The sequence below is a fragment of the Variovorax sp. GW822-FHT04A09 genome (assembly GCF_058801005.1).
Genome location: NZ_JBXAMV010000001.1, coordinates 488,960 through 512,546 on the forward strand (window position 1 = coordinate 488,960; position 23,587 = coordinate 512,546).

Consider the following 23,587-nt stretch of genomic DNA (forward strand, 5'->3'; position numbering starts at 1 on the left):
AGCGCGGAGAGGGTTTCTGGGCATGTTCAACCTGAACGATGGCCGATGGGGTCGCGGCGACGAGCCGTCCTCCAACGGCGACCGCCCGGCCGGCAACCGGCCGCCCGATGCCGATCCCCCCGGCGCCCCGATCCCGCCGCCTTCGAGCGGCAACCAGAACAACAACGGCAACGGCAATCGCCCGCGCGGCCAGGGCCCGAACCAGGGTCCGCCCGACCTCGACGAACTCTGGCGTGACCTCAATCGCAAGCTCGGCGGTTTCTTCGGCGGTGGCAAGGGTGGCGGCAATCGCCCCAACGGCACCGGCGGCGGTGGCGGCAACGGCTACAAGCCCGACATGAAGAACGCCGGCTTCGGCATCGGCCTCGTGGCCGCCGTGGCGGTCCTGATCTGGCTCGGCACCGGCTTCTTCATCGTGAACGAAGGCCAGCAGGCCGTGGTCACGCAATTCGGTCGCTACAAGTCGACGGTGAACGCCGGCTTCAACTGGCGCCTGCCGTACCCCATTCAACGCCACGAAGTGGTGGTGACCACGCAGATCCGTTCCACCGACGTGGGCCGCGACGCCATCGTGCGTTCCACCGGCTTGCGCGAATCGGCCATGCTGACCGAAGACGAGAACATCGTCGAAATCAAGTTCGCCGTGCAGTACCGCCTGAGCGATGCGCGTGCCTGGCTCTACGAGAGCAAGTCGCCCGCTGAAACCATCGTGCAGGTGGCCGAAAGCTCCGTGCGCGAAGTGGTCGGCAAGATGAAGATGGACGCGGCGCTCGCCGAAGAGCGCGACCAGATCGCGCCCCGCGTGCGCGCGCTGATGCAGACCATCCTCGACCGCTACAAGGTCGGTGTCGAAGTCGTCGGCATCAACCTGCAGCAGGGCGGCGTGCGTCCGCCCGAGCAGGTGCAGGCCGCCTTCGACGACGTGCTCAAGGCCGGCCAGGAACGCGAACGCGCCAAGAACGACGCCGAGGCCTATGCCAACAACGTCGTGCCACTGGCCACCGGTACCTCGTCGCGCCTGAAGGAAGAGTCCGAGGCCTACAAGGCCCGCATCGTGGCGCAGGCCCAGGGTGACGCCGGTCGCTTCAGCTCGGTGCTGACCGAATACCAGAAGGCACCACAGGTGACGCGCGACCGCATGTACACCGACGCCATGCAGCAGATCTACGCCAGCACGACCAAGGTGCTGGTCGACAGCAAGCAGGGCTCCAACCTGCTGTACCTGCCGCTCGACAAGCTGATGCAGCAAGGCGGCGGCAACACAGCCACGCCCGTGGACGCCGCCAGCCCCAGCGTGGCCGGCACCGCACCGACCCAGTCGTCGGTGATCCCGGTGGCGCCCGCCACCACCGACGTGCGCGCCCGTGACGGCCGCTCGCGTGACCGCGACGTGCGCTGAGAAAGGCCCGGAACAACATGAACAGAATCGGTTTCATCGCCACCTCGGTCCTCGTCCTGCTCGTGCTGCTGAGCTCGACCCTCTTCGTGGTCGACCAGCGCCAGTTCGGCGTGGTCTATGCCCTCGGCCAGATCAAGCAGGTCATCACCGAGCCCGGCCTGAACTTCAAGCTGCCGCCGCCGTTCCAGAACGTGTCGTACATCGACAAGCGCCTGCTGACGCTCTCCAGCCTCGACACCGAACCGATGCTCACCGCTGAAAAGCAGCGCGTGGTGATCGACTGGTACGTGCGCTGGCGCATCTCCGACCCGCAGGCCTACATCCGCAACGTCGGCCTCGACGAGAACGCGGGCGCCATGCAGCTGAACCGCGTGGTGCGCAACGCCTTCCAGGAAAACATCAACAAGCGCACCGTGCGCGACCTGATCTCGGTGCGCCGCGAGGCCCTGATGGCCGACGTGCAGCGAGAAGTGCTGGCCGTGGTGAAGGGCGCCAAGCCCTGGGGCGTCGACGTGGTCGACGTGCGCATCACCCGCGTCGACTACGTGGAAGCCATCACCGAATCGGTCTACCGCCGCATGGAAGCCGAGCGCAAGCGCGTGGCCAACGAGCTGCGCTCCACCGGCACGGCCGAAGGCGAGAAGATCCGCGCCGACGCCGACCGCCAGCGCGAAGTGATCGTGGCCAACGCCTACCGCGACGCCCAGAAGATCAAGGGCGAGGGCGATGCCCAGGCTGCAGCGACCTACAGCGAGGCCTTCGGCCGCGATCCGCAGTTCGCCCAGTTCTATCGCAGCCTCGAGGCCTACAAGCAGAGCTTCAATAAGAAGAGCGACGTGATGGTGCTCGACCCGTCCTCGGACTTCTTCCGCGCCATGCAGAGCTCCGGCTCGGCGCGCAAGTAAGTAACAACAGGCTGTCCGTTTCCGCTGTCCTGCCTGGAGCCGTGAGCGCCGACACCTTCTGGAGCGCGTTGGCGCTGGTCCTGGTGATCGAAGGCATCCTGCCTTTCGTCTCGCCGGGCGGGTGGCGGCGCGGCTTCAGCCAACTGCTGCAGCTGCGCGACGGCCAGCTGCGTTTCTTCGGTCTTTGCAGCATCCTGCTGGGTTTGGTACTGCTCTGGGTTCTGGGGTAGCTCGGGCCCGGTAGAATCCCGGTTTAACCACGCCCCCGATCCCCATGTCCGCCTGGGTCCTCCCGGATCACATTGCCGATGTGCTGCCCTCCGAGGCGCGCCACATCGAAGAACTTCGACGCCAGCTGCTCGATACCGCCCGTGGCTATGGCTACGAGCTGGTGATGCCGCCGCTGCTCGAGCACCTGGAGTCGCTGCTTTCGGGCACCGGCGAGGCGCTCGACCTCCAAACCTTCAAGCTCGTCGACCAGCTCTCCGGTCGCAGCATGGGCCTGCGTGCCGACACCACCCCCCAGGTGGCGCGCATCGATGCCCACCTGCTGAACCGCGACGGCGTGGCGCGTTTGTGCTACTGCGGCCCGGTGGTCCATACCCGGCCCGACCGCCCGCACGCCACCCGCGAGCCGCTGCAGTTCGGCGCCGAGATCTACGGCCACGCCGGCCTCGAAGCCGACACCGAAACCTTGCTGCTGGCACTCGACTGCCTCGACGCCGCCGGCTTGCGCGACGGCGTGATCGTCGACCTGGCCGACGCCCGCATCGTGCGCGCGCTGTTCGCCGGCGTGCCGGTCGATGCCGCCGCGATCGCCCGCGTGCACGCCGCGCTGGCCGCCAAGGACGCGAGCGAGCTGCAGGCGCTCACCAAGGATTTCCCCGCTGCGTCACGCGACGGCTTGCGCGCCCTCGTGGGCCTGTACGGCGATGTGGCCGTGCTCGACGAGGCCGCCAAGGCCCTGAAGGGCACGCCCACCGTGGCCGCGGCGCTGGCCGACCTGAAGCAACTCGCCGCCGGCCTGAACGGCACGGCAGGGCGCCAGATCAGCTTCGACCTGGCCGACCTGCGCGGCTACGCCTACTACAGCGGCATGCGCTTCGGCATCTACGTGCCGGGCGCGGCCGACTCGCTGGTGCGCGGCGGCCGCTACGACGAGGTGGGCGCCGTGTTCGGCCGCAACCGTCCGGCCGTCGGCTTCAGCCTCGATGTGCGCGAACTCGTCGGCGTGCTGCCGGCGCGTCCGCTGCGCGCCGCCATCCGTGCGCCCTGGAGCGACGCGGCCGGCCTGCGCGAGGCCATCGCCCAACTGCGCAAGGCCGGCGAAACGGTTGTCTGCGTGCTGCCCGGACATGGCAGCGAAATCGATGAATTCCATTGCGACCGCGAGCTCGTCGAGCAGGCCGGCCAATGGAGTATCCGAGCGATCTGAATTTTTAAGCAATGGAACGAGCATGAGCGTAACCACCGGAAGAAACGTGGTCGTCGTCGGGACCCAGTGGGGCGACGAAGGCAAGGGCAAGCTGGTTGACTGGCTGACGGAAAGCGCCCAGGGCGTGGTCCGTTTCCAGGGCGGCCACAACGCGGGCCACACGCTGGTCATCAACGGCGTGAAGACCGCGCTGCACCTGATCCCGAGCGGCATCATGCGGCCGGGCGTCAAGTGCTACATCGGCAACGGCGTGGTGCTGTCGGCCGCCAAGCTCTTCGAGGAAATCGAAGGCCTGGAGAAAGCCGGCGTCGAAGTGCGTTCGCGCCTGCGCATCAGCGAGGCCTGCCCGCTGATCCTGCCGTTCCACGCCGCGCTGGACATCGCGCGCGAGGCCTACCGCGAAAAGGGCGGCATCGAGAAGATCGGCACCACCGGCCGCGGCATCGGTCCGGCCTACGAAGACAAGATCGCCCGCCGTGCGCTGCGCGTGCAGGACCTGAAGCACCCCGAGCGCTTCGCGGCCAAGCTGCGCGTGCTGCTCGAGCTGCACAACCACGTGCTGACCCAGGTGCTGGGTGCGCCCGCCATCGACTACGACACCGTGTTCGACGAGGCCATGCGCCACGCCGCGCTGCTCAAGCCCATGATGGCCGACGTGTCGCGCGAGTTGAACGACGCCCACAAGGCTGGTGCCAACCTGCTGTTCGAAGGCGCGCAGGGCACGCTGCTCGACGTCGACCACGGCACCTACCCGTACGTCACCTCGAGCAACTGCGTGGCCGGCAATGCCGCCGCCGGTTCGGGCGTGGGCCCGGGCATGCTGCACTACGTGCTGGGCATCACCAAGGCCTACTGCACCCGCGTGGGCGGCGGTCCGTTCCCCACCGAACTCGACTGGGCCACGCCAGGCACCCCCGGCTACCACATGAGCACCGTGGGCGCCGAAAAGGGCGTGACCACCGGCCGCAGCCGCCGTTGCGGCTGGTTCGACGCCGCGCTGCTCAAGCGCTCGGCGCAGGTCAACGGCCTGTCGGGCCTGTGCATCACCAAGCTGGACGTGCTCGACGGCCTCGAGAAGCTCGAGCTGTGCACCGGCTACGAACTCGACGGCGAAACCACCGACATCCTGCCGATGGGCGCGGACGAGATCGAGCGCTGCACGCCGATCTACGAAACGCTCGAAGGCTGGACCGAAAGCACCGTGGGCGTCACGCAGTACGACAAGCTGCCGGTCAACGCGCGGCTGTACCTGCAGCGCATCGAGCAGGTCACCGGCGTGCCGATCCACATGGTGTCCACGAGCCCTGATCGCGATCACACGATCATGATGCGCCACCCTTATCTCGCAGACTGAACAGGAACGAACCAGACCATGTTGACCGAAGACGGCAAACATCTCTACGTCAGCTACGACGAGTACCACAACCTGATCGAGAAGCTCGCGATCAAGGTGCACCAGTCGGGCTGGGAGTTCGACACCATCCTGTGCCTGGCGCGCGGCGGCATGCGCCCGGGCGATGTGCTCTCGCGCATCTTCGACAAGCCGCTGGCGATCATGTCGACCAGCTCCTACCGTGCCGATGCCGGCACGATCCAGGGCCATCTCGACATCGCCCGCTACATCACGACCCCCAAGGGCGAGATCGCCGGCAAGGTGCTGCTGGTGGACGACCTGGCCGATTCGGGCCACACGCTGCACGCCGTGATGGACATGCTGCGCAACAACTACCAGCCGATCACCGAGCTGCGCAGCGCGGTCATCTGGACCAAGGCGCTGTCGACCTTCACGCCCGACTACTCGGTCGAGTTCCTGGCCACCAACCCGTGGATCCACCAGCCCTTCGAGGGCTACGACTCGCTCGGCGCCGAGAAGCTGATCGAGAAGTGGTCGGTCTGACGACCGGCCCTGGCACCACCGGCCGGCACGCTCAGCTGCTGCTGCAGCTGCCGCCGCCGGGGGTGTCGAACATCGCGGTGTAGCGCCGCTGCATTTCCTCCGGCGTCAGCTTCTCGATGCTGTGCCCCACGTTCCACCGGTGACCAAAGGGGTCGCGGAACACGCCGGAACGCTCCCCATAGAACTGATCCTGCGGTGCCATGTCCAGCGTGGCCCCCGCGGCGACCGCGCGCGCGACCAGCGCGTCGGCATCGTCCACATGCAGGTGCAGCGAGACCGCGCTGCCGCCGAGCGCCTTGGGCGAGCGGATGTTGAATTCGGCGAACTCGTCCGAGATCATCAGGATCGCGCCGTTGTGAAAGTCCAGCTCGACGTGCCCGATGCGGCCACTGGGCTCAGTCAGTCGAAAGATTTCCTTCACCTCGAACACGTGGCAATAGAAGTCGACGGCGGCGGCGGCGTTGTCGACGCAGAGGTACGGAAACAGCTCGTGGATGGCCATGGCGGGACCTGCCTTTCTTTCTGAAATAGCGTGTTGAAACGGGGACCGTGGCGCCGATTCTGCGCAGCCCCGGCGCTAGCGTCTTGAAGGAATTTGACCTGCCGTGCCGACAGCCGGCACATGACGCGGCGACGTCGCGCCTGTCTGTCGCCAGGCCTTCGGCGACAGGCCGGCCAGCGCCGAGAACTCGCGGCTCAGGTGCGCCTGGTCGCTGTAACCCGCGGTGAGCGCGATGTCGGCCCAGGCGCGCGCGGGATCGTCGGCGGCCAGTGCCAGCACGCGATCGAAGCGCATCACGCGGGCGTATTCCTTGGGCGCGAGCCCGATCGCCGCGCGGAACAGCGCGATGAAGCGCCGGTGGCTGTAGCCGCTGCGCGCCACCAGCGCGGCGATCGACGCGGGCGTGTCGCGCGTCATCTGCCCGAGCGAGGCGGCCACGGCCGGGTGCAGGCCGCGCGGGCTGGTGCGGGGCAGGGTGGCAGCGGCCAGGCGCCGGGTCAGCAGGGCCTCGAACACGTCCAGTTGCCGGGCCGGGTCGTCGGACGATGCATGCAGCTGTTCGAGCGCGTCGGCGGTCTGCCGCTCGCCCCACAGCGCGTCGAGCGACGTGTGGCGCCCGCCCAGGGCGTCTTCAGGTACGCCGAGCAGCAGCCGGGCCGCACCGGGGTGCAATTGCGCACCGACCGAGCGTGTGGCCACCGACACATCGCGCAGGTAGAAAGCGGCGCGCGCACCGCCGACGATGGCATGGCCGACCGTGTGGCCGCGCAGGTCGCGTGTGTCGTCGAAGAGTCGCAGCGGCGGCCCCGAAAGCCGGAACACCAGGTGCATGCCGCCCGTGGGCAGCACGTGCTCGCGGGCGCCGGTGCGTGATTCGGGTGTGCCCTCGGGCGCCGAGGCCCACAGCAGCCGCAGGAAGGGCCGCAAATGAGGGGACGGGGGCCGCGTCAGCTGCATGGCGCGACGGGCCCCGGCAAGGGCGGGCGGGTGAGCATCGGCGCATTGTGCGCCGAGCAGCCGCCCCGGCCCAGGCTGCTTACTTGCTCGTTGCGAGGCGCTTCTGGATGTTGGCCGCGCGGTCGCCGGAAGCGGGGTGCGAGCTGAGCATCGAGCTCTTGCCGCCGTCGAGCTTGGCCAGCTTCTGGAACGCGGTGACGAGGCCTTCGCGCTTGAGCTTCTGCGTGGTCAGCAGGTCGAAGGCGTAGTTGTCCGAATCGGTTTCCTGCGACTGCGAGAACTGCGCGTTGACCAGCTTCTCGGCGAAGTCGCCGATCTGCGAGGACGACAGCTGCGTGATCGCCGCATTGCCGGTGGCGCCGGCCAGGCCGCGTGCGGCCGACACGGCGTAGGCGGTCTGCATGGCCTTCTTGCTGTGGCCCAGGGCGACGTGGCCGATCTCGTGGCCGATGATGCCGCGCAGCTCGTCGTCGTTCATGAGGTCCATGAGGCCGCTGTAGACGCGGATGCAGCCGTTGCCCATGGCCCAGGCGTTCACGTCCTTCGTGAGGTAGACCTTGTAGCTGGCAGGCTGGCCACCGATGGTGGTGGGCAGGCCCTGGCGCACGCGCTCCAGGCGCTTGCTGTAGGCATCGGCGGGGCCCGCGACCTTGGAGCTCTTGTCGAGCTCGGCGCAGGACTGGTTGGCCAGGGCCTGCACGTCGCCGTCGGTGAGCGACATGGCCTTGAAGGCGCTGCCGCCGGCGCCCGCGAGCGCGTTCGAATCCAGGTTCTTCATGCCGCCGCAGGCGGACAGGGCCGCAGCGGCCGTGATGGTGATGAGCAGATGACGCATCGAGAAAATCCTCCCTTTATTTTCGGAGGGGCAACTCTATCCGCAATGCGCGTGCGATCCGGCCAAGGCCGTCGACATCGAACGGAGAATGTCACGGCCGTCGAGGGTTCCTCGCGGGGCGCTAGCATCGGCACATGAGCAAGCCTTCCACGACCCTGATCCACCATCCCTACACGCCGCCGGCCACCTTCGCTGCGCCGCAGCCCGGCGTGTTCAAGGCCTCGACCGTGTTCTTCGCCGACGTCGCCGCCATGCGCGCGCGCGACTGGAAGACCAAGGCCGGCTACACCTACGGCCTGCACGGCACGCCCACCACCTTCACGCTCGAAGAACGCCTGGCCACGCTCGAAGGCGGCACCGAATGCCTGCTGGTGCCCAGCGGGCTGGCCGCGATCTCGCTGGTCTCGTTCGCGTTCCTGAAGACCGGCGACGAGGTGCTGATTCCCGACAACGCCTACGGCCCCACCAAGGCGCTGGCCACCGGCGAGCTCGCCAACTTCGGCATCACGCACCGCCTGTACGACGCGATGAATCCGTCCGACCTGGAGGCCAAGCTCTCGCACCGCACGCGGCTGGTGTGGCTCGAAGCGGCCGGCTCGGTGACGATGGAGTTCCCCAACCTGCCGGCGCTGGCCGAGGTCTGCCGCGAACGCGGCGTGATGACCGCGCTCGACAACACCTGGGGCGCGGGCCTGGCCTTCGCGCCCTTCGATTTCAACGGCACGGGGCAGGGCGTCGACGTGTCGGTGCACGCGCTCACCAAGTACCCCAGCGGCGGCGGCGACGTGCTGATGGGCAGCGTCGTCACGCGCGACGAGCGCCTGCACCGCGCGCTCAAGCTCACCCACATGCGCACCGGCTTCGGCATCGGCGTGGGCGACGTCGAAACCCTGCTGCGCTCGCTGCCGAGCATGGCGCTGCGCTACGCCGCGCACGACCGCGCGGCGCGCGAGCTGGCCGGCTGGCTCAACGGCTGCGAAGAGATCGCGCAGGTGCTGCACCCCGCGCTCGAGGATTCGCCGGGCCACGCCAACTGGCGCGCGCTGTGCGGCGCCACCGACCTGGCCGCGGGCCTGTTCTCGGTGGTGTTCGACGAGCGCTTCAGCACCGAGCAGGTCGATCGCTTCTGCGACAGCCTGAAGCTCTTCCGCCTCGGCTATTCGTGGGGCGGCCCGATCAGCCTCGTCGTGCCCTACGACATCGGCCTGATGCGCGACGCCAGCGTGGCCCGCTGGCCCTACAAGGGCACGCTGGTGCGTTTCTCGGTCGGCCTGGAGGACGTGGACGACCTGCGTGCCGACCTGCAGCAGGCGCTGCTGCAGATGTAGGCGCTGTTGCGCGCCGTGGGCAGGAAACACCGCAAGAGCCAGCGTGTCGGGCCGCCGGCTGCGCGCGATGCGGTGTCGCCCGCGTCACGGGCCGTCGCGTTGCGGGTGCTGGACGTGCCCGCACAGGTGCTGGAGGCGCTCGCGCAGTCCGGCCCGCTGGAAGGCGTGCCCGACCTGCGCGGCACGCGGCTCTTCATCGGCGGCTTCGTGGCGTTTTTCGCGTTGATCGCGGCAGGGCTCGTCGCCGCTGTGATGCTCGAGGAGGACTGGTCCAACGCGCGCGGCAACGAAGCGATCCTCCTGCTGCTCGGACTGCTCCTCTTCGGGGTGCTGGGCAGCGGCATCTGGTATTTGCTGCGCCAGTTTCCGCGCGTGGGCGAGGGGATGCTGCGGATCGACGCGAACGGCATGTGCTGGGGCGATCCGGCATCGCCGCAGGTGGTGCGTTGGCACGAGGTGTGCCGTGCGCGCGCGGGTTTCCCTGACGTGAAGACCGAGTTCGTATCGAGCGAAGCCATCGTCAAGCGGCTGGTGTTCCAGCAGGTGGCACGGGGTGGCGAACCCAGGGAGATCCGGCTGCCCCTGGCGCTGACCGTCGACACCGGCCGTGTCCTTCGCTTTCGCAACCGGGCCGTGCTGCTGCGTGCGTTGCTGCTGCACCTGGCCACCCAGCCGAGGCCGCGCCTGCGCTTCGACGCCGAGGTGTTCATCGACGCCGGCATCGACCCGCAGACCTGGGCGCCCATGCCCGCCCCGAGGCGCTGGATGTGGCTGTCATCGCTCGCCGGGCTGTTGCCGGTGCTGGCCGTGATCGTTCTCTGGCCGATGGGCGAACATTTGGGATGGATGGTGGCCGCGACGGTCCTGGCCCTGGTGGCCGGCGCGGGGGCCATGGGCTGGTTCATGCGCCAGCGTTACCCGGGTTTGCAAGGTGTGTTCGAGTTCGAAACGGCCGCCGGCGCCGCGTCTTGAGACTGCACCGTTATCGCTTACAGTAGGCTGAAGCGCAGTCACCCTGACTGCCTCGCCTGAAGGAGAAGCAGTGGCAACACCCAATTACGGCTACGAGAAGCGCCAGAAAGAGCTGGCCAAGAAGAAAAAGAAGGAAGAAAAGCTCCGGGAGAAGGCGAACCGCAAGCTCAATCCGAGCAGCGACGGGCTGGCCCCTGGAGACCCGGAGACCGACGTGGCATCGCTCGAACGCGATCCCCCCACGGCGCCCGAGTTGCCGACCAAGAACGGATGACCCCTCGTTCCTGGCACCCCTGAAAACAGAAAAGCCGCTGCAGGCGCAGGCCTGCGGCGGCTTTTTCTTTGGGGCGCGCGCAAGGAGGCGAGGCTACTTGGGCAGCAGCTTGCGCAGCTCCGGCCAGACGTTGTCCAGGATCTGCGGCTGCGCCGCGGCGGTCGGGTGGATGCGGTCGGACTGGAACAGCGTCATGGCGTCGGGCGCATCGGCCACGCCCTTGAGCAGGAACGGCACCAGCGCCGACTTCGTCGCGCCCGCCACCTTCGCGAACACGGCCTCGAAGCGTCGCGTGTAGTCGCCGCCGTAGTTCGGCGGCACCTGGATGCCGACGATCAGAACCCGCGCGCCCGCGGCCTGCGCGGCCTTGGTGATCTGCAGCAGGTTGTCTTCGGTGTTGGACAGCGGCAGGCCGCGCAGGGCGTCATTGGCGCCCAGCTCCAGCACCACGTGGCTGGGCTTGTGCTGCGCGAGCAGGGCCGGGAAGCGGGCGCGACCGCCGGAGCTGGTGTCGCCGCTGATGCTGGCATTGACCACCGAGGCCGCGATCTTCTGCTGCGCAAGCCTTTTTTCCAGCAAGGGTACCCAGCCTTCGCCGCGCTTGAGGCCGTACTCTGCGCTCAGCGAATCACCGAGCACCAGGATCACCGGCTTGCCGGCCGATGCCGTCTGTGCCTGGGCCGCCGCAGCCGTCCATGCCCCCGCGCTGCCGAGCGCGGCGGTGGTCAAGATAAAGTCACGTCGATTCAAAACGAAAAGCCTTTCATGTCCCAACCCCCGTCTGATGCCATTGTCGCCGTCGAGCATGTCTTCAAGTCCGTCACCGACTCGGCCGGCACGCTGGACATTCTGCAGGACATCCATTTCACCCTGGGCGCGCGGGAAACCGCCGCCATCGTCGGCGCCTCGGGCTCCGGCAAGAGCACCTTGCTGTCGATCATTGCCGGGCTGGACACGCCCACGCGCGGCACTGTGAAGCTGGCGGGCGACGACATCTTCGCCATCGACGAGGACGAGCGCGCCGCGCTGCGCGCCCAGCGCGTGGGCTTCGTGTTCCAGAGCTTCCAGCTGCTGGGCAACCTGAGCGCGCTCGAGAACGTCATGCTGCCGCTCGAGCTGGCCAACCGCAAGGACGCGCGCAAGGCCGCCACCGAGATGCTGGGCCGCGTCGGGCTGGGCCAGCGCCTGGGCCACTACCCCAAGGTGCTGTCGGGCGGTGAGCAGCAGCGCGTGGCGCTGGCCCGCGCCTTCGTGGTCCAGCCGGCCCTGCTGCTGGCCGACGAACCCACCGGCAGCCTCGACTTCGCCACCGGCGAGCAGGTCATGAAGCTCATGTTCGACCTGAACCGCGAGCTGGGAACCACGCTGGTGCTGGTCACGCACGACCGCAGCATCGCCTCGCAGTGCGAGCGGCGCATCACCATCGAGGCCGGGCGTGTGGCGCTCAACGAGACAACACCCGTATCGACGGTCGCGCAGGCGGCCTGAGCCCGCAAGAAGACAGACAGCGCCCGGCTTCCGCGGCGCTCCCCGAACACAGAGGAGAGTTCATGACCCAGCTTCCCCCCGAGGCCATCGCCGCCCTCGAGCGCGGCAACCTGATCGAGGCCATCAAGATCGTGCGCGACCGCACTGGCATGGACCTCAAGTCGTCCAAGGAGGCCGTCGAGCGCTATGCCAACAGCGGCGCGGTCGCCGCAGGCGCGCCTGCGGACTGGCAGGAAGGCGACTGGGGCCGGGGCGAGGCTGGGGCCGAGACGGGCAGCGGCATGCAAGGCAACGGCCCCGCCGCGGTGCCGGCCGCCGCGCTCGCGGCCCTGGCGCGGGGCCAGAAGGTCGAGGCCGTGCGCCTCACGCGCGAGGCCACCGGCCTGGGCCTGGCCGAGGCCAAGCAGCTGGTCGAGGCGCACCAGAACCCGGCCGCCGGCGACTTCGGCCACCTGCCGTCGAGCCCGGCGGTGAACCCGATGGCCGAGCCGGGCCGCGTGACGGGCGGCGGCTTCAAGTGGCTGCCGGTGATCGTCGTGCTGCTGATTGCGGCCGCGGCGTGGTCGTATTTCAAGGGCGCCTGAGGCCGTGATCGTTCCCCAGTTCTGGGCCGAAGGCCGCATCCAGGAGCGGGTGGCCGGCCGGCAGGTCACGGTGCGCCGTTTCGGCTGGTCCGACGACAGCCCGCTGGCCGCGCAGGCCCATGCCGACCAGCGCACGCGCGAGGCCTATGACCGCATCGTGGTCGACGGCGAAAAGCTGGAGCGCCGCGAACGCAAGCTGGCCTACAACGGCGCCAATGGCGTGCCGATCCGCGAGGAGATCGTCGAACGCCAGGGCGACAGCGTCGTCACCCGCAACGGCTACGGCGCGCGCTGCCTCAACACGCCCGACGTGCTGTTCGTCGATGTCGACTTCGAGGTCCAGGATTTGCGCGACAGTACGCGCGGATTGACGGTGATCGGCATGGCGTTCATTGGGGCGCTGGTTGCGGGTTACGGCACGCGTTCGGCGATGGCGGGCGTGGCTGCCTTCATGCTGGTGGCAGCCTTCGGCTTCTGGCGCGCCCGCTACGAGGGGCTGCGCCTCACCGAGGACAAGAGCGATCCGCTGGAGGGCGCACGGGCGCGTGTCGAGCGCTTCATTCACCAGCATCCCGACTGGCACCTGCGGCTGTACCGCACGCCGGCCGGGCTGCGCGTGCTGGCCATGCACGATGTCTTCGCGCCGTCCGACGCCGCCGTGACCGACGTGTTCCAGACGCTGGGCGCCGACAAGGTCTACGCGCGGATGTGCCGCAACCAGAACTGCTTTCGCGCCCGCCTGAGCGCCAAGCCCTGGCGCGTGGGCATCGCCGAACACCTGCGGCCGCGCCCGGGCGTCTGGCCCGTGTCGCCCGACCGGCTGCCCGCGCGCGACGCCTGGGTGGCACGTTACGAAAAGGCCGCCGAAGGGTATGCCGCCTGCCAGTACCTGGGCAGCGTGGGCAACACGCTGAAGGTGCACATGAACGCCCTGGTGGTGCAGGAACTGCACGACGAACGCACCCGCGCGAACAGCGGTTTGCCGCTGGCCTGAGGGCGAGGGCGCCGCGCCCTCGATAATCAGGGGATGTCTTCCCCTAAAGTGATCTTCGGCTTCCATGCCGTGGGCGTGCGCATCAAGACCGCGCCGAAATCGGTGCTCGAAGTGATGTTCGATGCCAGCCGGCGCGATGCGCGCATGAAACAGTTCATTGCGCGTGCGCAAGAAGCCGGCGTGCGGCTGGTCGAGGCCGACGGCCTGCGGCTGTCCAAGCTCAGCGGCAGCCACGGCCACCAGGGCGTGGTCGCGCGGGTCGAGCCCGTGGCCCAGGTCCGCTCGCTCGACGAGCTGCTCGAAGGCCTCGAGGAGGCCGGCACCGTGCCGCTGCTGCTGGTGCTCGACGGCGTGACCGACCCGCACAACCTCGGCGCCTGCCTGCGCGTGGCCGACGGCGCCGGCGCCCATGCGGTGATCGCGCCCAAGGACCATGCGGCCGGCATCAACGCCACCGTCGCCAAGGTGGCGAGCGGCGCGGCCGAGACCGTGCCGTACTTCATGGTGACCAACCTCGCACGCGCGCTCAACGAGCTCAAGGAGCGCAGCATCTGGTGCGTGGGCACCAGCGACGACGCGCCGGGCACGATCTACCAGAGCGACTTCAAGCGTCCGCTGGCGCTGGTGCTGGGCGCCGAGGGCGAGGGCATGCGCCAGCTCACGCGCAAGACCTGCGACGAGCTGGTGAGCATCCCCATGGCCGGCGCGGTCGAGAGCCTGAACGTGTCGGTGGCCAGCGGCGTGTGCCTCTACGAGGCCATGCGCCAGCGCGGCGGTTGACCTCAGGCTAGCGGGCTAGCGGGCCATGGGCCCGCTGCCCTTGCGGTGGAAGTACACCAGCTCCGCCGCACGCCGCATCGGCGCCGTGCCGAGCAGGCGGTTGAACATCCAGTCGCTCTGGAAGTGGTCGAAGGCCCAGCGCAGCGTGCGCTTCATCAGAAAGCGCGGGTAGCCGCGCACGAACCACGTCGCGGGGTCGTCCGCCTCGCCGCGCACGAAGCGCGCCACGGCCTCGCCGGCGCGCTCGCCGTGCTGCAGCGCCGTGTGGATGCCGCCGGCCGTCACGGGCGACACCATGCCCGCCGCATCGCCCACCAGCAGCGCCCGTTCGCGGGCCACCACCGGCAACACGCCGCCGCAGGGGATCATCCCGGCGCGCACGGCGACCGGCGGCGCGTCGCCGGGCGACACCACGGAGGCGATCTTGCGCAAGAGCGGATCGAGCCGCAGCGCGCCCGTGTCGTGGCGGCCCATGCGGCGCGCCAGGCCGATCTGGCTCACGCCCACGCCATCGAGCGCCCAGCCGATGTAGCCCGGCGCGAGCCGGCGGTCGATGAAGCAATGCAGCAAGTCGGGCGCCATGCGCGCGCCCTGGTACTCGTGCTCCACGCCGTAGAGAAAGCGTGTGTTGCGCGACAGGCCCAGCGCCTTTGCCACGCGCGAATGCGGGCCGTCGGCGCCCACGAGGTAGGTCGCGCGGATGCACGGGCCCTGCGCCACCGGCACCTCCCAGCGGCCATTCGCCCACAGCGCCTGCTCGAACAGCGTGCCCAGGCGCACCTCGACGCCGCAGGCGCGGGTGGACTCCACCATCCAGTCGAGCAGCGCGGGCGCGTCGGTGGCCCAGAACCAGTAGCCGGGCGCGTGCAGGTCGACGTGGTGCATGTCGGGCGCGTACAGCCGCACGCCTTCGATGCGGCGCACCAGCGCGGGCGGCACTTCGGCCAGCCACGGCACGCTGTCGACCGCGTCCTTGACGATGATCCCGGTGGTGTGCAGCTTGGCGCCGGCGGCGGCCTTCTTCTCGAGCACCATCACGCGCAGGCCGGCCTTGGCGGCGGCGCGGGCGCAGGCCAGCCCGGCAAAGCTCGCGCCGATGACGAGCAGGTCGACCTGGGTGCAGGCCGTTCCCGGGTCGGTCACGAAGGCCGGCGCGGGGCAGGGCGCGGCCGACGAGGACGGTGCGTGGGGAGAAAAGAGACAGGAAGAAGAGGCGTGCATGGGAGGCTGACTTGCAAAGTGCACCACGGGGTGTGGTGCGCCTGCGAAGTTAGCGACGCCATGTGCGCCGGGCGTGAAGCCTGTGTGAACTGATCTGTGAAGCGATCAGGCTCGTTCAGGACGGGTCTTTGCTGCGCGTGCGGGCCACGGCGCTGAAGACGCCGATGCCCAGCAGGATCAGCGCGCCGATGCCGATGTAGAGCGTGGGCACGCCGGCCACCGAGGCGCCCCAGGCGACCCCGGCCAGGAAGATCAGAAAGCCGATCATGTAAAGCGCAAAGGACATCGTGCGGCTCCGGTAGCTGAGATGCCTTGCAGTATCCCGACGCACCCCGTGGCCCGGACCGGCCTGAGTCGTCTCTGCGTGTGGGAGCTTGCCTACCGCATCGGTCAGGCAATCGTTCAATCAATCGGGAACGGCGACCAGCAGGTAGCGGCAGGCGGTGGCCCCCAGCGCCTTGAAGACCAGCGGCCGGTCGACGCCGAAGTCGAGGCAGTCGCCCGGGGTGAGCTCGAAGCGCTCGTCGCCGTAGTCGACCTGCAGTGCGCCCTCGAGCATCCACAGGCTCTGCCGGTACGGCGTGCCGCTCCATCGCGGATAGCCGACCTGCGCGGCGCGCGGCAGTTCGACCTCGACCAGCTCCACGCCGCTGCCCGCGCCGCGCTCGGCGACCTGGCGGCGCAGGTAGCCTGCCTCGGGGTCGCGCCAGACCTCCTGCGCAGCCCGTTTGCGCAGCCGTTGCGGCTGCGCCTTGTCCTCGGTGAGAAGCTGCGCCAGCGAGACCCCGAGGCCGGCGGCCAGCTTGCCCAGCAGCACGGCGGTGGGGCTGCTCTGCGCGCGCTCGACCTTGGAGATCATCGCCTTGCTCACGCCCGACAACCCGGCCAGGTCCGCGAGGCTGAGCCCCTGCGCTTGCCGCAGCGCCAGCAGCCGCGTGGCGATGAGCGCGTCGATGTGGCCATCGGCCGGCGCCGGCGAGGAGGTGGAAGGTGAAGTGTTTCCCATATGAGATTATTATTCTCTTATATTGAACGACAGAGAAACACCATGCGTCTCATCGCCTGCACCGAAGAAGCCCATTCAGGCGCCATCCTGGCGATCCTGAACGAGGCCATCGTCAACTCCACCGCGCTGTACGACTACAAGCCGCGCACGCCCGAGAACATGGTGACGTGGTTCGCCGCCAAGCGCGCCGGCGGCTTTCCCGTGATCGGTGCGGTGGACGACAACGGCAAGCTGCTGGGCTTCGCAAGCTACGGCACGTTCCGCGCCTTTCCGGCCTACAAGTACACGGTCGAGCACTCGGTGTACGTCGACGCCGCGCACCGCGGCGAGGGCCTGGGTCGCACGCTGATGGAGGCGATCGTGGCCGAGGCGATCGCGCGCGAGGTGCATGTGATGGTCGGCGCCATCGACGCGTCGAACGCCGGCAGCATCGCGCTGCACGAGCGCCTGGGCTTCACGCATTCAGGCACCGTGCGGCAGGCCGGCTTCAAGTTCGGGCGCTGGCTCGACGTGGCGTTCTACCAGCGCATCCTGGCGACGCCGCTGAACCCGGTCGACGGCTAGCGGGGGCTCAGGCCGGCGTCTCGGCGCTGGCCCGGTCGAGCATGTCGATGGTGCCCGCGTCCAGCTTGAGCTGCGTGGCCACCACCAGCTCTTCGAGCTGCGCCAGCGAGGTGGCGCTGGCGATCGGCGCCGTCACGCCGGGCCGTGCGATCTGCCAGGCGATGGCGACCTGGCCGGGCTTGGCGTTGTACTGCTGGACCACCTTGTCCAGCGCATCGAGGATGCGCAGGCCGCGCGGGTTGAGGTACTTCTTCGTGGTGTTGGCGCCGCGCGCGCTCTTGGCCGCATCGGCCTCGGTGCGGTACTTGCCGGTGAGAAAACCCGCCGCCAGCGCGTAGAAGTTGATCACGCCCACTTCGCGCTTGAGGCACAGCGGCTCCAGGGCGTCCTCGAACACTGCGCGGTCGTACAGGTTGTACAGCGGCTGCAGGCTCTCGTAGCGCGCGATGCCCAGGCGCTCCGACACGTCGAGCGCCTCGGCCAGCCGCGGCGCCGTGTAGTTCGAGGCGCCGATGGCGCGCACCTTGCCCTCCTTGATGAGCGCGTCGAAGGTGCCCAGCGTGTCTTCGAGCGGCGTGTTGGCATCGTCGTCGTGCGACTGGTACAGGTCGATGTAGTCGGTCTGCAGGCGCTTGAGCGACGCCTCGACGGCCTCGCGGATGTACTTGGGCGACAGGCCCACCTTGCCTTCGCCCATCGGCTTGCCGACCTTGGTGGCCAGCACCACGCGGTTGCGCTTGCCGCTGTGCTTGAGCCACTTGCCGATGATCGTTTCCGACTCGCCGCCCACATGGCCCGGCACCCAGGCCGAGTAGACGTCAGCGGTGTCGACGAAGTTGAAGCCGGCGTCGAGCCAGGCGTCGAGCAGCTTGAACGAGGCCGCCTCGTCGACGGTCCAGCCGAACACGTTGCCACCGAAGGCGAGGGGAGACACCCGAAGGCTGGAACGGCCGAGCGGACGAAGTTGCGACATGGCAGAGGGCTCCTGAAAGAAAAAGTATGCAGAAAGGAAAAAGGCTCAAACGAAGCCTACCGCGCCCAGCGCCGCGCCGCAGCCCAGCAGCCACAGCAGGTGGATGCGCGTGCGCCAGACCACCAGCGCGGCCACGCCGCTGAGCAGCCACAGGTGCCAGGCCGGCACGCCGGTCGACTGGTTGCCGCCGGCCAGCACCCAGCCGGTGGCGATGAGCAGCCCGACCACCACCGGCGCCATGCCCTGCTTGAAGGCGCGCACTTCGCGGCGCGTGCGGTTGCGGTGGCCCCAGCGCGTGGCGACGTAGGTGAGGGTGGTGCTCGGCAGCATGATGCCGACCATGGTGACCATCAGGCCGAAGAAGCCGAGCAGCCAGGCCATGGGCCCGGCGCCGATGCCGCCGCCCGCGTTGAGCCCGACGTTCCAGCCCATCAGCGCGACGAACAACACGTTGGGCCCGGGCGCGGCCTGGGCGATGGCGACCGAGGAGGTGAACTGCGCCTCGGTGAGCCAGCCGTGCTGCGCCACGAGGTAGCGGTGCATGTCGGGCACCGTGGTGATCGCGCCGCTGATCGACAGCAGCGACAGCAGCAGGTACTGGCCGAAGAGGGCCAGCCAGTCGTGCCATTGCATGACGATGTTCATGGCGCGATCTTCTTCCAGGTCCACACGCAGGCCACGCCGCCCACAGCGAGCAGCACCCACCCCAGCGGAATCTTCAGCAGCGCGATGGCCGCGAACACCAGCGCCACGAACGCCAGGCAGGTCGCAAAGCCCAGCGGGTGCTTGCGCAGTTGCGGGATCAGCTTGATGCCCGTGGCGGCAATGAGCCCGCCCGACACCGCGCCCATGCCGCGCAATGCGGCGGCCACCTGCGGGTTGGCAGCGTAGTGCGCATAGAGCACGGCCAGCGCGAGGATCACGAACAGCGGCACGGTGAGCATGCCCGCCACCGCGGCCACGGCGCCGCGCAGGCCGAAGTAGCGGTCGCCGATCATCAGCGCGAGGTTGATCACGTTCGGCCCCGGCATCACCTGCGCCACGGCCCAGTCCTCGAGGAACTGGTCGGGCGTGAGCCATTTCTTCTTCTCGACCATCTCGCGCTGGACGATGGCGAGGACGCCGCCGAAGCCCTGCAGCGCGAGCCAGGTGAATGAAACGAAAAGGTCGCGTGGCGACGCGGGCTGCGGGTGGTCGGGCGGCGATGCCGCGGCAGGGGCGGACGGATGCATGTGGAACGATTATCGTAGGCGCACTGCTTCACCGGGACCCGACGCCATGCTCATTCGACTTCGCGCACTCTTCGATCTCTGCCGGCGCGCCTTCGCTTCCTGGTCCAACGACTACGCCCCGAGCATGGGCGCGGCGCTGGCCTACTACACGGTGTTCTCGATCGCGCCGCTGCTGCTGATCGTGATCGCGGTGGCGGGCCTGGTCTTCGGGCAGGAGGCCGCGCGCGGCGAAATCTTTGCGCAGCTCTCGGGCCTGATGGGCGAGCAGGGCGCGGCGGCGGTGCAGGGCATGCTGCAGGCGGTCAACAAGCCGACCGAGGGCATCGTGGCCACGGTGGTCGGTATCGCGCTGCTGATCGTGGGCGCGACCACCGTCTTCGGCGAGCTGCAGGACGCGCTCGACCGCATCTGGCGTGCTCCCGCGCGCACCCGCAACAAGGGCGTCTTCAACATGCTGCGCGTGCGGCTGCTGTCGTTCAGCATGATCATGGGCATCGGCTTCCTGCTCATGGTGTCGCTGGTGGCGAGCGCGGCGCTGGCCGCGCTGGGCAAGTGGTGGTCGCCGATGTTCGGTGCCTGGGCCACGCTGGCGCAGGTGGTGAACTTCGTCTTCAGCTTCGCGATGGTCACGGTGATCTTCGCGATGATCTACAAGATCATGCCGCGCGCCAAGGTGCAGTGGCGCGACGTGTGGGTGGGCGCGGCGGTGACGGCGCTGCTGTTCACGGTGGGCAAGCACCTCATCGGCCTGTACATCGGCAAGAGCAGCGTGGCCTCGGGCTACGGCGCGGCCGGCTCGCTGGTGGTGGTGCTGGTGTGGGTGTACTACTCGGCGCAGATCTTTCTGCTGGGCGCCGAGTTCACCTGGGTCTATGCGCGCACCTACGGCTCGATGAAAGACACCCTGGCTGAGCCGGCAGGTCACGCCTCACCGACACGCGACGTGCCGCTGCCCGCGCACGTCGACACGGCCTAGCCGGCGAAGCCGCCTTCGTCGAGAAACGCCTGCTCTTCCGGCGTGGTGGTGCGCCCGAGCATCCGGTTGCGGTGCGGAAAGCGCCCGAAGCGCGCCACGATGTCGCGGTGCAGCACGGCAAAGTGCTGCGTGCTGGCGTCCTGCGTGGCGTTGAGTTCGACCGAACGCTCCTGCTCGGCCAGTACTTCCGAGTGCATGAAGGGCAGGTAGAAAAAGCGCTGCATCAGCGCCTCGGCCTGCCGGTCGAAGCCGGCCTCGACGGCGCGGCGCGCCACGGCCAGCGCGAGGCCGTCGGTGGCGAGCATGTGCGGGTTCTGGCGCCAGGCGTTGCGCGGGAACTGGTCGAGCAGCACCAGCAGCGCCAGCGCGCCTTCGGCGGTGTCGGCCCAGTGGTCGAGCCGGCCACTGGCCGCGGCCTGGTGGGCGGCGGCCAACTGGTCGATGCATGCGGCATCGAAGGCATCGCTTTTCGCGAACCAGCGCTCGGGGCCGGCATCGCGCCAGAAGGCGACCACGTCGTATGCGGAGGGAAGGGTGTCGTCGGAAATCATCGTTGCATTCTCTTGCACAGGCGTGCGAAGAAGGGGCGCTGGCCGACAAGGCCGCAGGCGGCGTCTGCCTATGCTGAATGCTTTCATCCACAGGAGACCCCGACCATGAACAACACTCGCACACTCTGGCGCAGCACCCTCGTCGCGGGCCTGGCCGCCGTCGCACTGGCCGGCTGCGGAATGATGTCGAAGTCGAACGTCGCGAGCTTCAGCGGCGCGATGAACGCGGCCAGCCAGGTGCCGCCCAACATGACGCGCGGCAGCGGCATGGCCGAGGCCTGGCTCAACCGTGACACCAACGTGCTCAAGTACAAGATCACCTACGAAGGCCTGAGCGGCCCGGCCACGGCGGCCCACTTCCACGGGCCCGCCGCCGCGGGCGCGAATGCCGGCGTGGTGCTGCCCTTCGCGAGTCCGGCCAGCCCGATCGAGGGCCAGGCCACGCTCACGCCGGCGCAGGCGGCCGACCTCGTGGCCGGCAAGTGGTACGCCAACATCCACACAGCCGCCAACCCGGGCGGCGAGATCCGCGGGCAGATGCTGCCGAAGATGTGAGATTCGTCCGGGCCGAAGCCGCGAAAAGGCCCCTGGTCAGGTGGCTGTCGCGGGGCTGGTGTCCAATGACCGCATGACGACGACACCCAAGAAAAAGCCTCGCGCCGCCACCGCTGTTTCCTCTTCTTCGCACGCACCACCCCATCCCTTCATCGCCCGCCGCGAAGGCATGCGCGCCGCCCGCAAGGCGCTCGTGCTGCAGGGCGGCGGTGCGCTCGGCGCCTACCAGGCGGGCGTGTACGCCGCGCTCAGCGAGACCGACCTGCAGCCGCACTGGATCGCGGGCGTGTCGATCGGCGCCATCAACGCCGCGCTCATCGCCGGCAACGCGCCCGCGCAGCGGGTCGACCGGCTGCGCGAGTTCTGGCACCTGGTGTCTTCGGGTCCGGCGCAGCGCCTGCCGTCGTGGCTCGGCGACCGCGCCACGCAGAACCAGTGGAGCGCCACCATGGCCTCGCTGGTCGGCATCCCCGGTTTCTTCGAGCCGCGCTATTCGCCGGCCCTGCTGCTGGGCGGTGCCGCGCCGCTCTTGAGCTACTACGACACCTCGCCGTTGAAGGCCACGCTGGAGCGGCTCATCGACTTCGACCGCATCAACGCCTGCGAGGCGCGCTTCAGCGTGGGCGCCGTCAATGTGCGCACCGGCAACTCGGTGTACTTCGACAACACGCGACAGCGCATCGGCCCCGAGCACATCATGGCCAGCGGCGCATTGCCGCCGGGCTTTGCACCGGTGCACATCGACGGCGACGACTACTGGGACGGCGGCATCGTCTCGAACACGCCGCTGCAGTACGTGCTCGACACGCATCCGCGTTCCGAGGCACTGGTGGTGCTGCAGGTCGACCTGTTCAACGCGCGCGGCGAGATGCCGCACACGCTGTCGGGCGTGATGGAGCGCCAGAAGGACATCACCTACTCGAGCCGCACGCGCCTGAACACAGATGCGCTGGCGGCCAACATGAATCTGCAGCAGGCCATTGCCGACCTGATCGCCAAGCTGCCGCCCGGCCTGCGCAACGACCCGAGCGTGGTCGAGGTGCAGGCGCAGCTCACGCACGAGCCGATCGACATCTTTCACCTGATCTACCGCGACAAGACGTACGAGCTTGAGTCGAAGGACTACGAGTTCTCGCGTGCCGCGGTCGAGGAGCACTGGGAATCGGGCGTGCGCGACATGGGCAAGACGCTCGCGCATCCCGAGACGCTGCGCGCCGACGCCACGGTGAACGGCGTGACCACCTTCGACCTCGGCGAGCCGGGCACCGGGCGCATCAAGCGGCCGGGGCTGTCCCGCTGAGGGACGTCAGCCGGGCGCGTGCCCGGTTCTTGCTCGTTTTTTTCCTATCCACCACTTCCAAGGACGCTTCACCATGCAACTCAAGGACAAGGTCGCCTACATCACCGGCTCGGCCAGCGGCATCGGCAAGGAAATCGCCATCCTGTTCGCGCAGGAAGGCGCAAAGATCATCATTGCCGACCTCAACAAGGAAGCGGCCGATGCCACGGCCGCCGAACTGAAGGCCACGGGCGCGCAGGCCATCGGCGTGGGCGTCGACGTGACGAACGAAGACCAGGTCAATGCCTCGGTGGAAGAGGGCGCGAAGGCCTTCGGCGGCATCGACATCCTCATCAGCAACGCCGGCATCCAGATCGTGCATCCGGTCGACGAGTTCAGCTTCGCCGACTGGAAGAAGATGCTCGCCATTCACCTGGACGGTGCGTTCCTCACCACCAAGGCCTGCCTCAAGCACATGTACGCGCAAGGCCGCGGCGGCAGCGTGATCTACATGGGCTCGGTGCACTCGAAGGAGGCATCGCTGCTGAAGGCGCCGTACGTGACGGCCAAGCACGGCCTCATCGGGCTGGCCAAGACGGTCGCCAAGGAAGGCGCCAAGCACGGCGTGCGCGCCAACGTGATCTGCCCGGGCTTCGTGCGCACGCCGCTGGTCGAGAAGCAGATTCCCGAACAGGCGAAGACGCTGGGCATCACCGAGGAGCAGGTCGTCAAGAACGTGATGCTCAAGGAGACGGTGGATGGCGAGTTCACCACCACCGACGACGTGGCGCGCGTGGCGCTGCTGTTCGCGGCCTTCCCGACCAATGCACTCACCGGCCAGTCGCTCGTCGTGAGCCACGGCTGGTACATGCAGTAAGCG

General features: G+C 68.7%; 29 protein-coding genes. 18 read left to right on the top strand and 11 right to left on the bottom strand.

Annotation, left to right across the window (positions count from 1 at the left end):
• Positions 1-22 precede the first annotated feature (22 nt).
• The 6 genes from hflK to AC1RLW_RS02070 are packed head-to-tail and all read left to right on the top strand — an operon-like array spanning position 23 to position 5,636.
• On the top strand, positions 23-1,399 hold the full coding sequence (hflK, locus tag AC1RLW_RS02045; RefSeq protein ID WP_070061003.1) for an FtsH protease activity modulator HflK: 1,377 nt from the start codon (positions 23-25) through the stop codon (positions 1,397-1,399).
• A gap of 17 nt (positions 1,400-1,416) precedes the next feature.
• Positions 1,417-2,304: a protease modulator HflC gene (gene hflC / locus AC1RLW_RS02050; RefSeq protein WP_062480758.1), complete on the top strand. Its 888-nt coding sequence runs from the start codon at positions 1,417-1,419 to the stop codon at positions 2,302-2,304.
• A gap of 41 nt (positions 2,305-2,345) precedes the next feature.
• A complete protein-coding gene (locus tag AC1RLW_RS02055; protein WP_062480756.1) occupies positions 2,346-2,534 on the top strand; it encodes a DUF2065 domain-containing protein in 189 nt (62 codons plus the stop codon).
• Positions 2,535-2,578: 44 nt separating this feature from the next.
• Complete coding sequence (locus AC1RLW_RS02060) at positions 2,579-3,739, top strand: ATP phosphoribosyltransferase regulatory subunit (RefSeq protein WP_493192083.1); 1,161 nt, start codon at positions 2,579-2,581, stop codon at positions 3,737-3,739.
• 22 nt (positions 3,740-3,761) lie between these two features.
• Entirely contained in the window at positions 3,762-5,093 is a 1,332-nt protein-coding gene (locus tag AC1RLW_RS02065; protein WP_062480752.1) for an adenylosuccinate synthase, read from the top strand.
• Positions 5,094-5,111: 18 nt separating this feature from the next.
• Positions 5,112-5,636, top strand: a complete 525-nt coding sequence (locus tag AC1RLW_RS02070) for a phosphoribosyltransferase (RefSeq protein WP_062480750.1) — start codon at positions 5,112-5,114, stop codon at positions 5,634-5,636.
• A gap of 31 nt (positions 5,637-5,667) precedes the next feature.
• Here the strand turns inward: AC1RLW_RS02070 and AC1RLW_RS02075 are convergent, their stop codons facing one another.
• From AC1RLW_RS02075 to AC1RLW_RS02085, 3 genes are all read right to left on the bottom strand, one after another.
• The gene (locus AC1RLW_RS02075; protein WP_062480749.1) at positions 5,668-6,138 is read right to left on the bottom strand and encodes a VOC family protein; all 471 of its coding nucleotides are present in this window, start codon (positions 6,136-6,138) and stop codon (positions 5,668-5,670) included.
• 75 nt (positions 6,139-6,213) lie between these two features.
• Positions 6,214-7,095, bottom strand: a complete 882-nt coding sequence (locus AC1RLW_RS02080; RefSeq protein ID WP_493192084.1) for a helix-turn-helix domain-containing protein — start codon at positions 7,093-7,095, stop codon at positions 6,214-6,216.
• A 79-nt stretch (positions 7,096-7,174) separates the two neighbouring features.
• A complete protein-coding gene (locus AC1RLW_RS02085; RefSeq protein WP_062480745.1) occupies positions 7,175-7,930 on the bottom strand; it encodes a M48 family metallopeptidase in 756 nt (251 codons plus the stop codon).
• 134 nt (positions 7,931-8,064) lie between these two features.
• On the opposite strand from AC1RLW_RS02085, the gene AC1RLW_RS02090 reads away from it, so the two are divergent.
• The 3 genes from AC1RLW_RS02090 (at position 8,065) to AC1RLW_RS02100 (ending at position 10,504) form a co-directional block, all read left to right on the top strand.
• On the top strand, positions 8,065-9,258 hold the full coding sequence (locus AC1RLW_RS02090; RefSeq protein WP_070060997.1) for a PLP-dependent transferase: 1,194 nt from the start codon (positions 8,065-8,067) through the stop codon (positions 9,256-9,258).
• Positions 9,259-9,264: 6 nt separating this feature from the next.
• Positions 9,265-10,230 (top strand): hypothetical protein, encoded by a 966-nt coding sequence (locus AC1RLW_RS02095; RefSeq protein ID WP_493192085.1) that lies wholly within the window; start codon positions 9,265-9,267, stop codon positions 10,228-10,230.
• 70 nt (positions 10,231-10,300) lie between these two features.
• Positions 10,301-10,504 carry a hypothetical protein gene (locus tag AC1RLW_RS02100; RefSeq protein ID WP_062480739.1) on the top strand — a complete coding sequence of 68 codons (204 nt, stop codon included), beginning with the start codon at positions 10,301-10,303 and terminating at the stop codon, positions 10,502-10,504.
• Positions 10,505-10,597: 93 nt separating this feature from the next.
• On the opposite strand, the gene AC1RLW_RS02105 is transcribed toward AC1RLW_RS02100, so the two are convergent.
• A complete protein-coding gene (locus AC1RLW_RS02105) occupies positions 10,598-11,233 on the bottom strand; it encodes an arylesterase (protein WP_172438263.1) in 636 nt (211 codons plus the stop codon).
• Positions 11,234-11,269: 36 nt separating this feature from the next.
• Between AC1RLW_RS02105 and AC1RLW_RS02110 the strand changes: the two genes are divergently transcribed.
• From AC1RLW_RS02110 to rlmB, 4 genes are all read left to right on the top strand, one after another.
• Positions 11,270-11,992 carry an ABC transporter ATP-binding protein gene (locus AC1RLW_RS02110; protein ID WP_390343429.1) on the top strand — a complete coding sequence of 241 codons (723 nt, stop codon included), beginning with the start codon at positions 11,270-11,272 and terminating at the stop codon, positions 11,990-11,992.
• Positions 11,993-12,054: 62 nt separating this feature from the next.
• On the top strand, positions 12,055-12,576 hold the full coding sequence (locus AC1RLW_RS02115) for a ribosomal protein L7/L12 (RefSeq protein ID WP_095947227.1): 522 nt from the start codon (positions 12,055-12,057) through the stop codon (positions 12,574-12,576).
• Positions 12,577-12,580: 4 nt separating this feature from the next.
• Positions 12,581-13,570 (top strand): hypothetical protein, encoded by a 990-nt coding sequence (locus AC1RLW_RS02120; RefSeq protein WP_493192086.1) that lies wholly within the window; start codon positions 12,581-12,583, stop codon positions 13,568-13,570.
• A gap of 33 nt (positions 13,571-13,603) precedes the next feature.
• Positions 13,604-14,350, top strand: coding sequence for a 23S rRNA (guanosine(2251)-2'-O)-methyltransferase RlmB (gene rlmB / locus AC1RLW_RS02125; protein WP_493192087.1), 747 nt, complete (start codon positions 13,604-13,606; stop codon positions 14,348-14,350).
• 15 nt (positions 14,351-14,365) lie between these two features.
• Here rlmB and AC1RLW_RS02130 read toward each other — a convergent pair whose 3' ends face one another.
• The 3 genes from AC1RLW_RS02130 to AC1RLW_RS02140 all read right to left on the bottom strand — a co-directional run bounded on the left by AC1RLW_RS02130 (position 14,366) and on the right by AC1RLW_RS02140 (position 16,577).
• Positions 14,366-15,571: an NAD(P)/FAD-dependent oxidoreductase gene (locus tag AC1RLW_RS02130; RefSeq protein ID WP_493192088.1), complete on the bottom strand. Its 1,206-nt coding sequence runs from the start codon at positions 15,569-15,571 to the stop codon at positions 14,366-14,368.
• Positions 15,572-15,686: 115 nt separating this feature from the next.
• Positions 15,687-15,857 carry a hypothetical protein gene (locus AC1RLW_RS02135; RefSeq protein ID WP_167395039.1) on the bottom strand — a complete coding sequence of 57 codons (171 nt, stop codon included), beginning with the start codon at positions 15,855-15,857 and terminating at the stop codon, positions 15,687-15,689.
• Positions 15,858-15,977: 120 nt separating this feature from the next.
• On the bottom strand, positions 15,978-16,577 hold the full coding sequence (locus AC1RLW_RS02140) for a helix-turn-helix domain-containing protein (protein WP_492696910.1): 600 nt from the start codon (positions 16,575-16,577) through the stop codon (positions 15,978-15,980).
• A 42-nt stretch (positions 16,578-16,619) separates the two neighbouring features.
• Here AC1RLW_RS02140 and AC1RLW_RS02145 point away from each other — a divergent pair, with 42 nt between their 5' ends.
• Positions 16,620-17,141 carry a GNAT family N-acetyltransferase gene (locus tag AC1RLW_RS02145; protein WP_062481065.1) on the top strand — a complete coding sequence of 174 codons (522 nt, stop codon included), beginning with the start codon at positions 16,620-16,622 and terminating at the stop codon, positions 17,139-17,141.
• Between the two features lie 7 nt (positions 17,142-17,148).
• Here the strand turns inward: AC1RLW_RS02145 and AC1RLW_RS02150 are convergent, their stop codons facing one another.
• Genes AC1RLW_RS02150 through AC1RLW_RS02160 form a run of 3 tightly spaced genes read right to left on the bottom strand, consistent with a single transcriptional unit; the run spans position 17,149 to position 19,346 of the window.
• Complete coding sequence (locus tag AC1RLW_RS02150; protein ID WP_493192089.1) at positions 17,149-18,114, bottom strand: aldo/keto reductase; 966 nt, start codon at positions 18,112-18,114, stop codon at positions 17,149-17,151.
• A 45-nt stretch (positions 18,115-18,159) separates the two neighbouring features.
• Positions 18,160-18,759 carry a chromate transporter gene (locus tag AC1RLW_RS02155; RefSeq protein ID WP_062481069.1) on the bottom strand — a complete coding sequence of 200 codons (600 nt, stop codon included), beginning with the start codon at positions 18,757-18,759 and terminating at the stop codon, positions 18,160-18,162.
• Positions 18,756-19,346: a chromate transporter gene (locus AC1RLW_RS02160; RefSeq protein WP_062481071.1), complete on the bottom strand. Its 591-nt coding sequence runs from the start codon at positions 19,344-19,346 to the stop codon at positions 18,756-18,758. Before AC1RLW_RS02160 ends, AC1RLW_RS02155 begins: the two co-directional genes overlap by 4 nt.
• 46 nt (positions 19,347-19,392) lie before the next feature.
• On the opposite strand from AC1RLW_RS02160, the gene AC1RLW_RS02165 reads away from it, so the two are divergent.
• Positions 19,393-20,322, top strand: coding sequence for a YihY/virulence factor BrkB family protein (locus AC1RLW_RS02165; RefSeq protein ID WP_159276544.1), 930 nt, complete (start codon positions 19,393-19,395; stop codon positions 20,320-20,322).
• Here the strand turns inward: AC1RLW_RS02165 and AC1RLW_RS02170 are convergent.
• Positions 20,319-20,873: a DUF924 family protein gene (locus AC1RLW_RS02170; RefSeq protein ID WP_493192090.1), complete on the bottom strand. Its 555-nt coding sequence runs from the start codon at positions 20,871-20,873 to the stop codon at positions 20,319-20,321. The genes AC1RLW_RS02165 and AC1RLW_RS02170 overlap by 4 nt on opposite strands.
• A gap of 105 nt (positions 20,874-20,978) precedes the next feature.
• Here AC1RLW_RS02170 and AC1RLW_RS02175 point away from each other — a divergent pair, with 105 nt between their 5' ends.
• The 3 genes from AC1RLW_RS02175 to AC1RLW_RS02185 all read left to right on the top strand — a co-directional run bounded on the left by AC1RLW_RS02175 (position 20,979) and on the right by AC1RLW_RS02185 (position 23,584).
• Entirely contained in the window at positions 20,979-21,428 is a 450-nt protein-coding gene (locus AC1RLW_RS02175) for a CHRD domain-containing protein (RefSeq protein WP_070060984.1), read from the top strand.
• A 73-nt stretch (positions 21,429-21,501) separates the two neighbouring features.
• Positions 21,502-22,728: a patatin-like phospholipase family protein gene (locus tag AC1RLW_RS02180; RefSeq protein ID WP_493192091.1), complete on the top strand. Its 1,227-nt coding sequence runs from the start codon at positions 21,502-21,504 to the stop codon at positions 22,726-22,728.
• Between the two features lie 73 nt (positions 22,729-22,801).
• Positions 22,802-23,584, top strand: a complete 783-nt coding sequence (locus tag AC1RLW_RS02185) for a 3-hydroxybutyrate dehydrogenase (protein WP_062481077.1) — start codon at positions 22,802-22,804, stop codon at positions 23,582-23,584.
• Positions 23,585-23,587 lie beyond the last annotated feature (3 nt).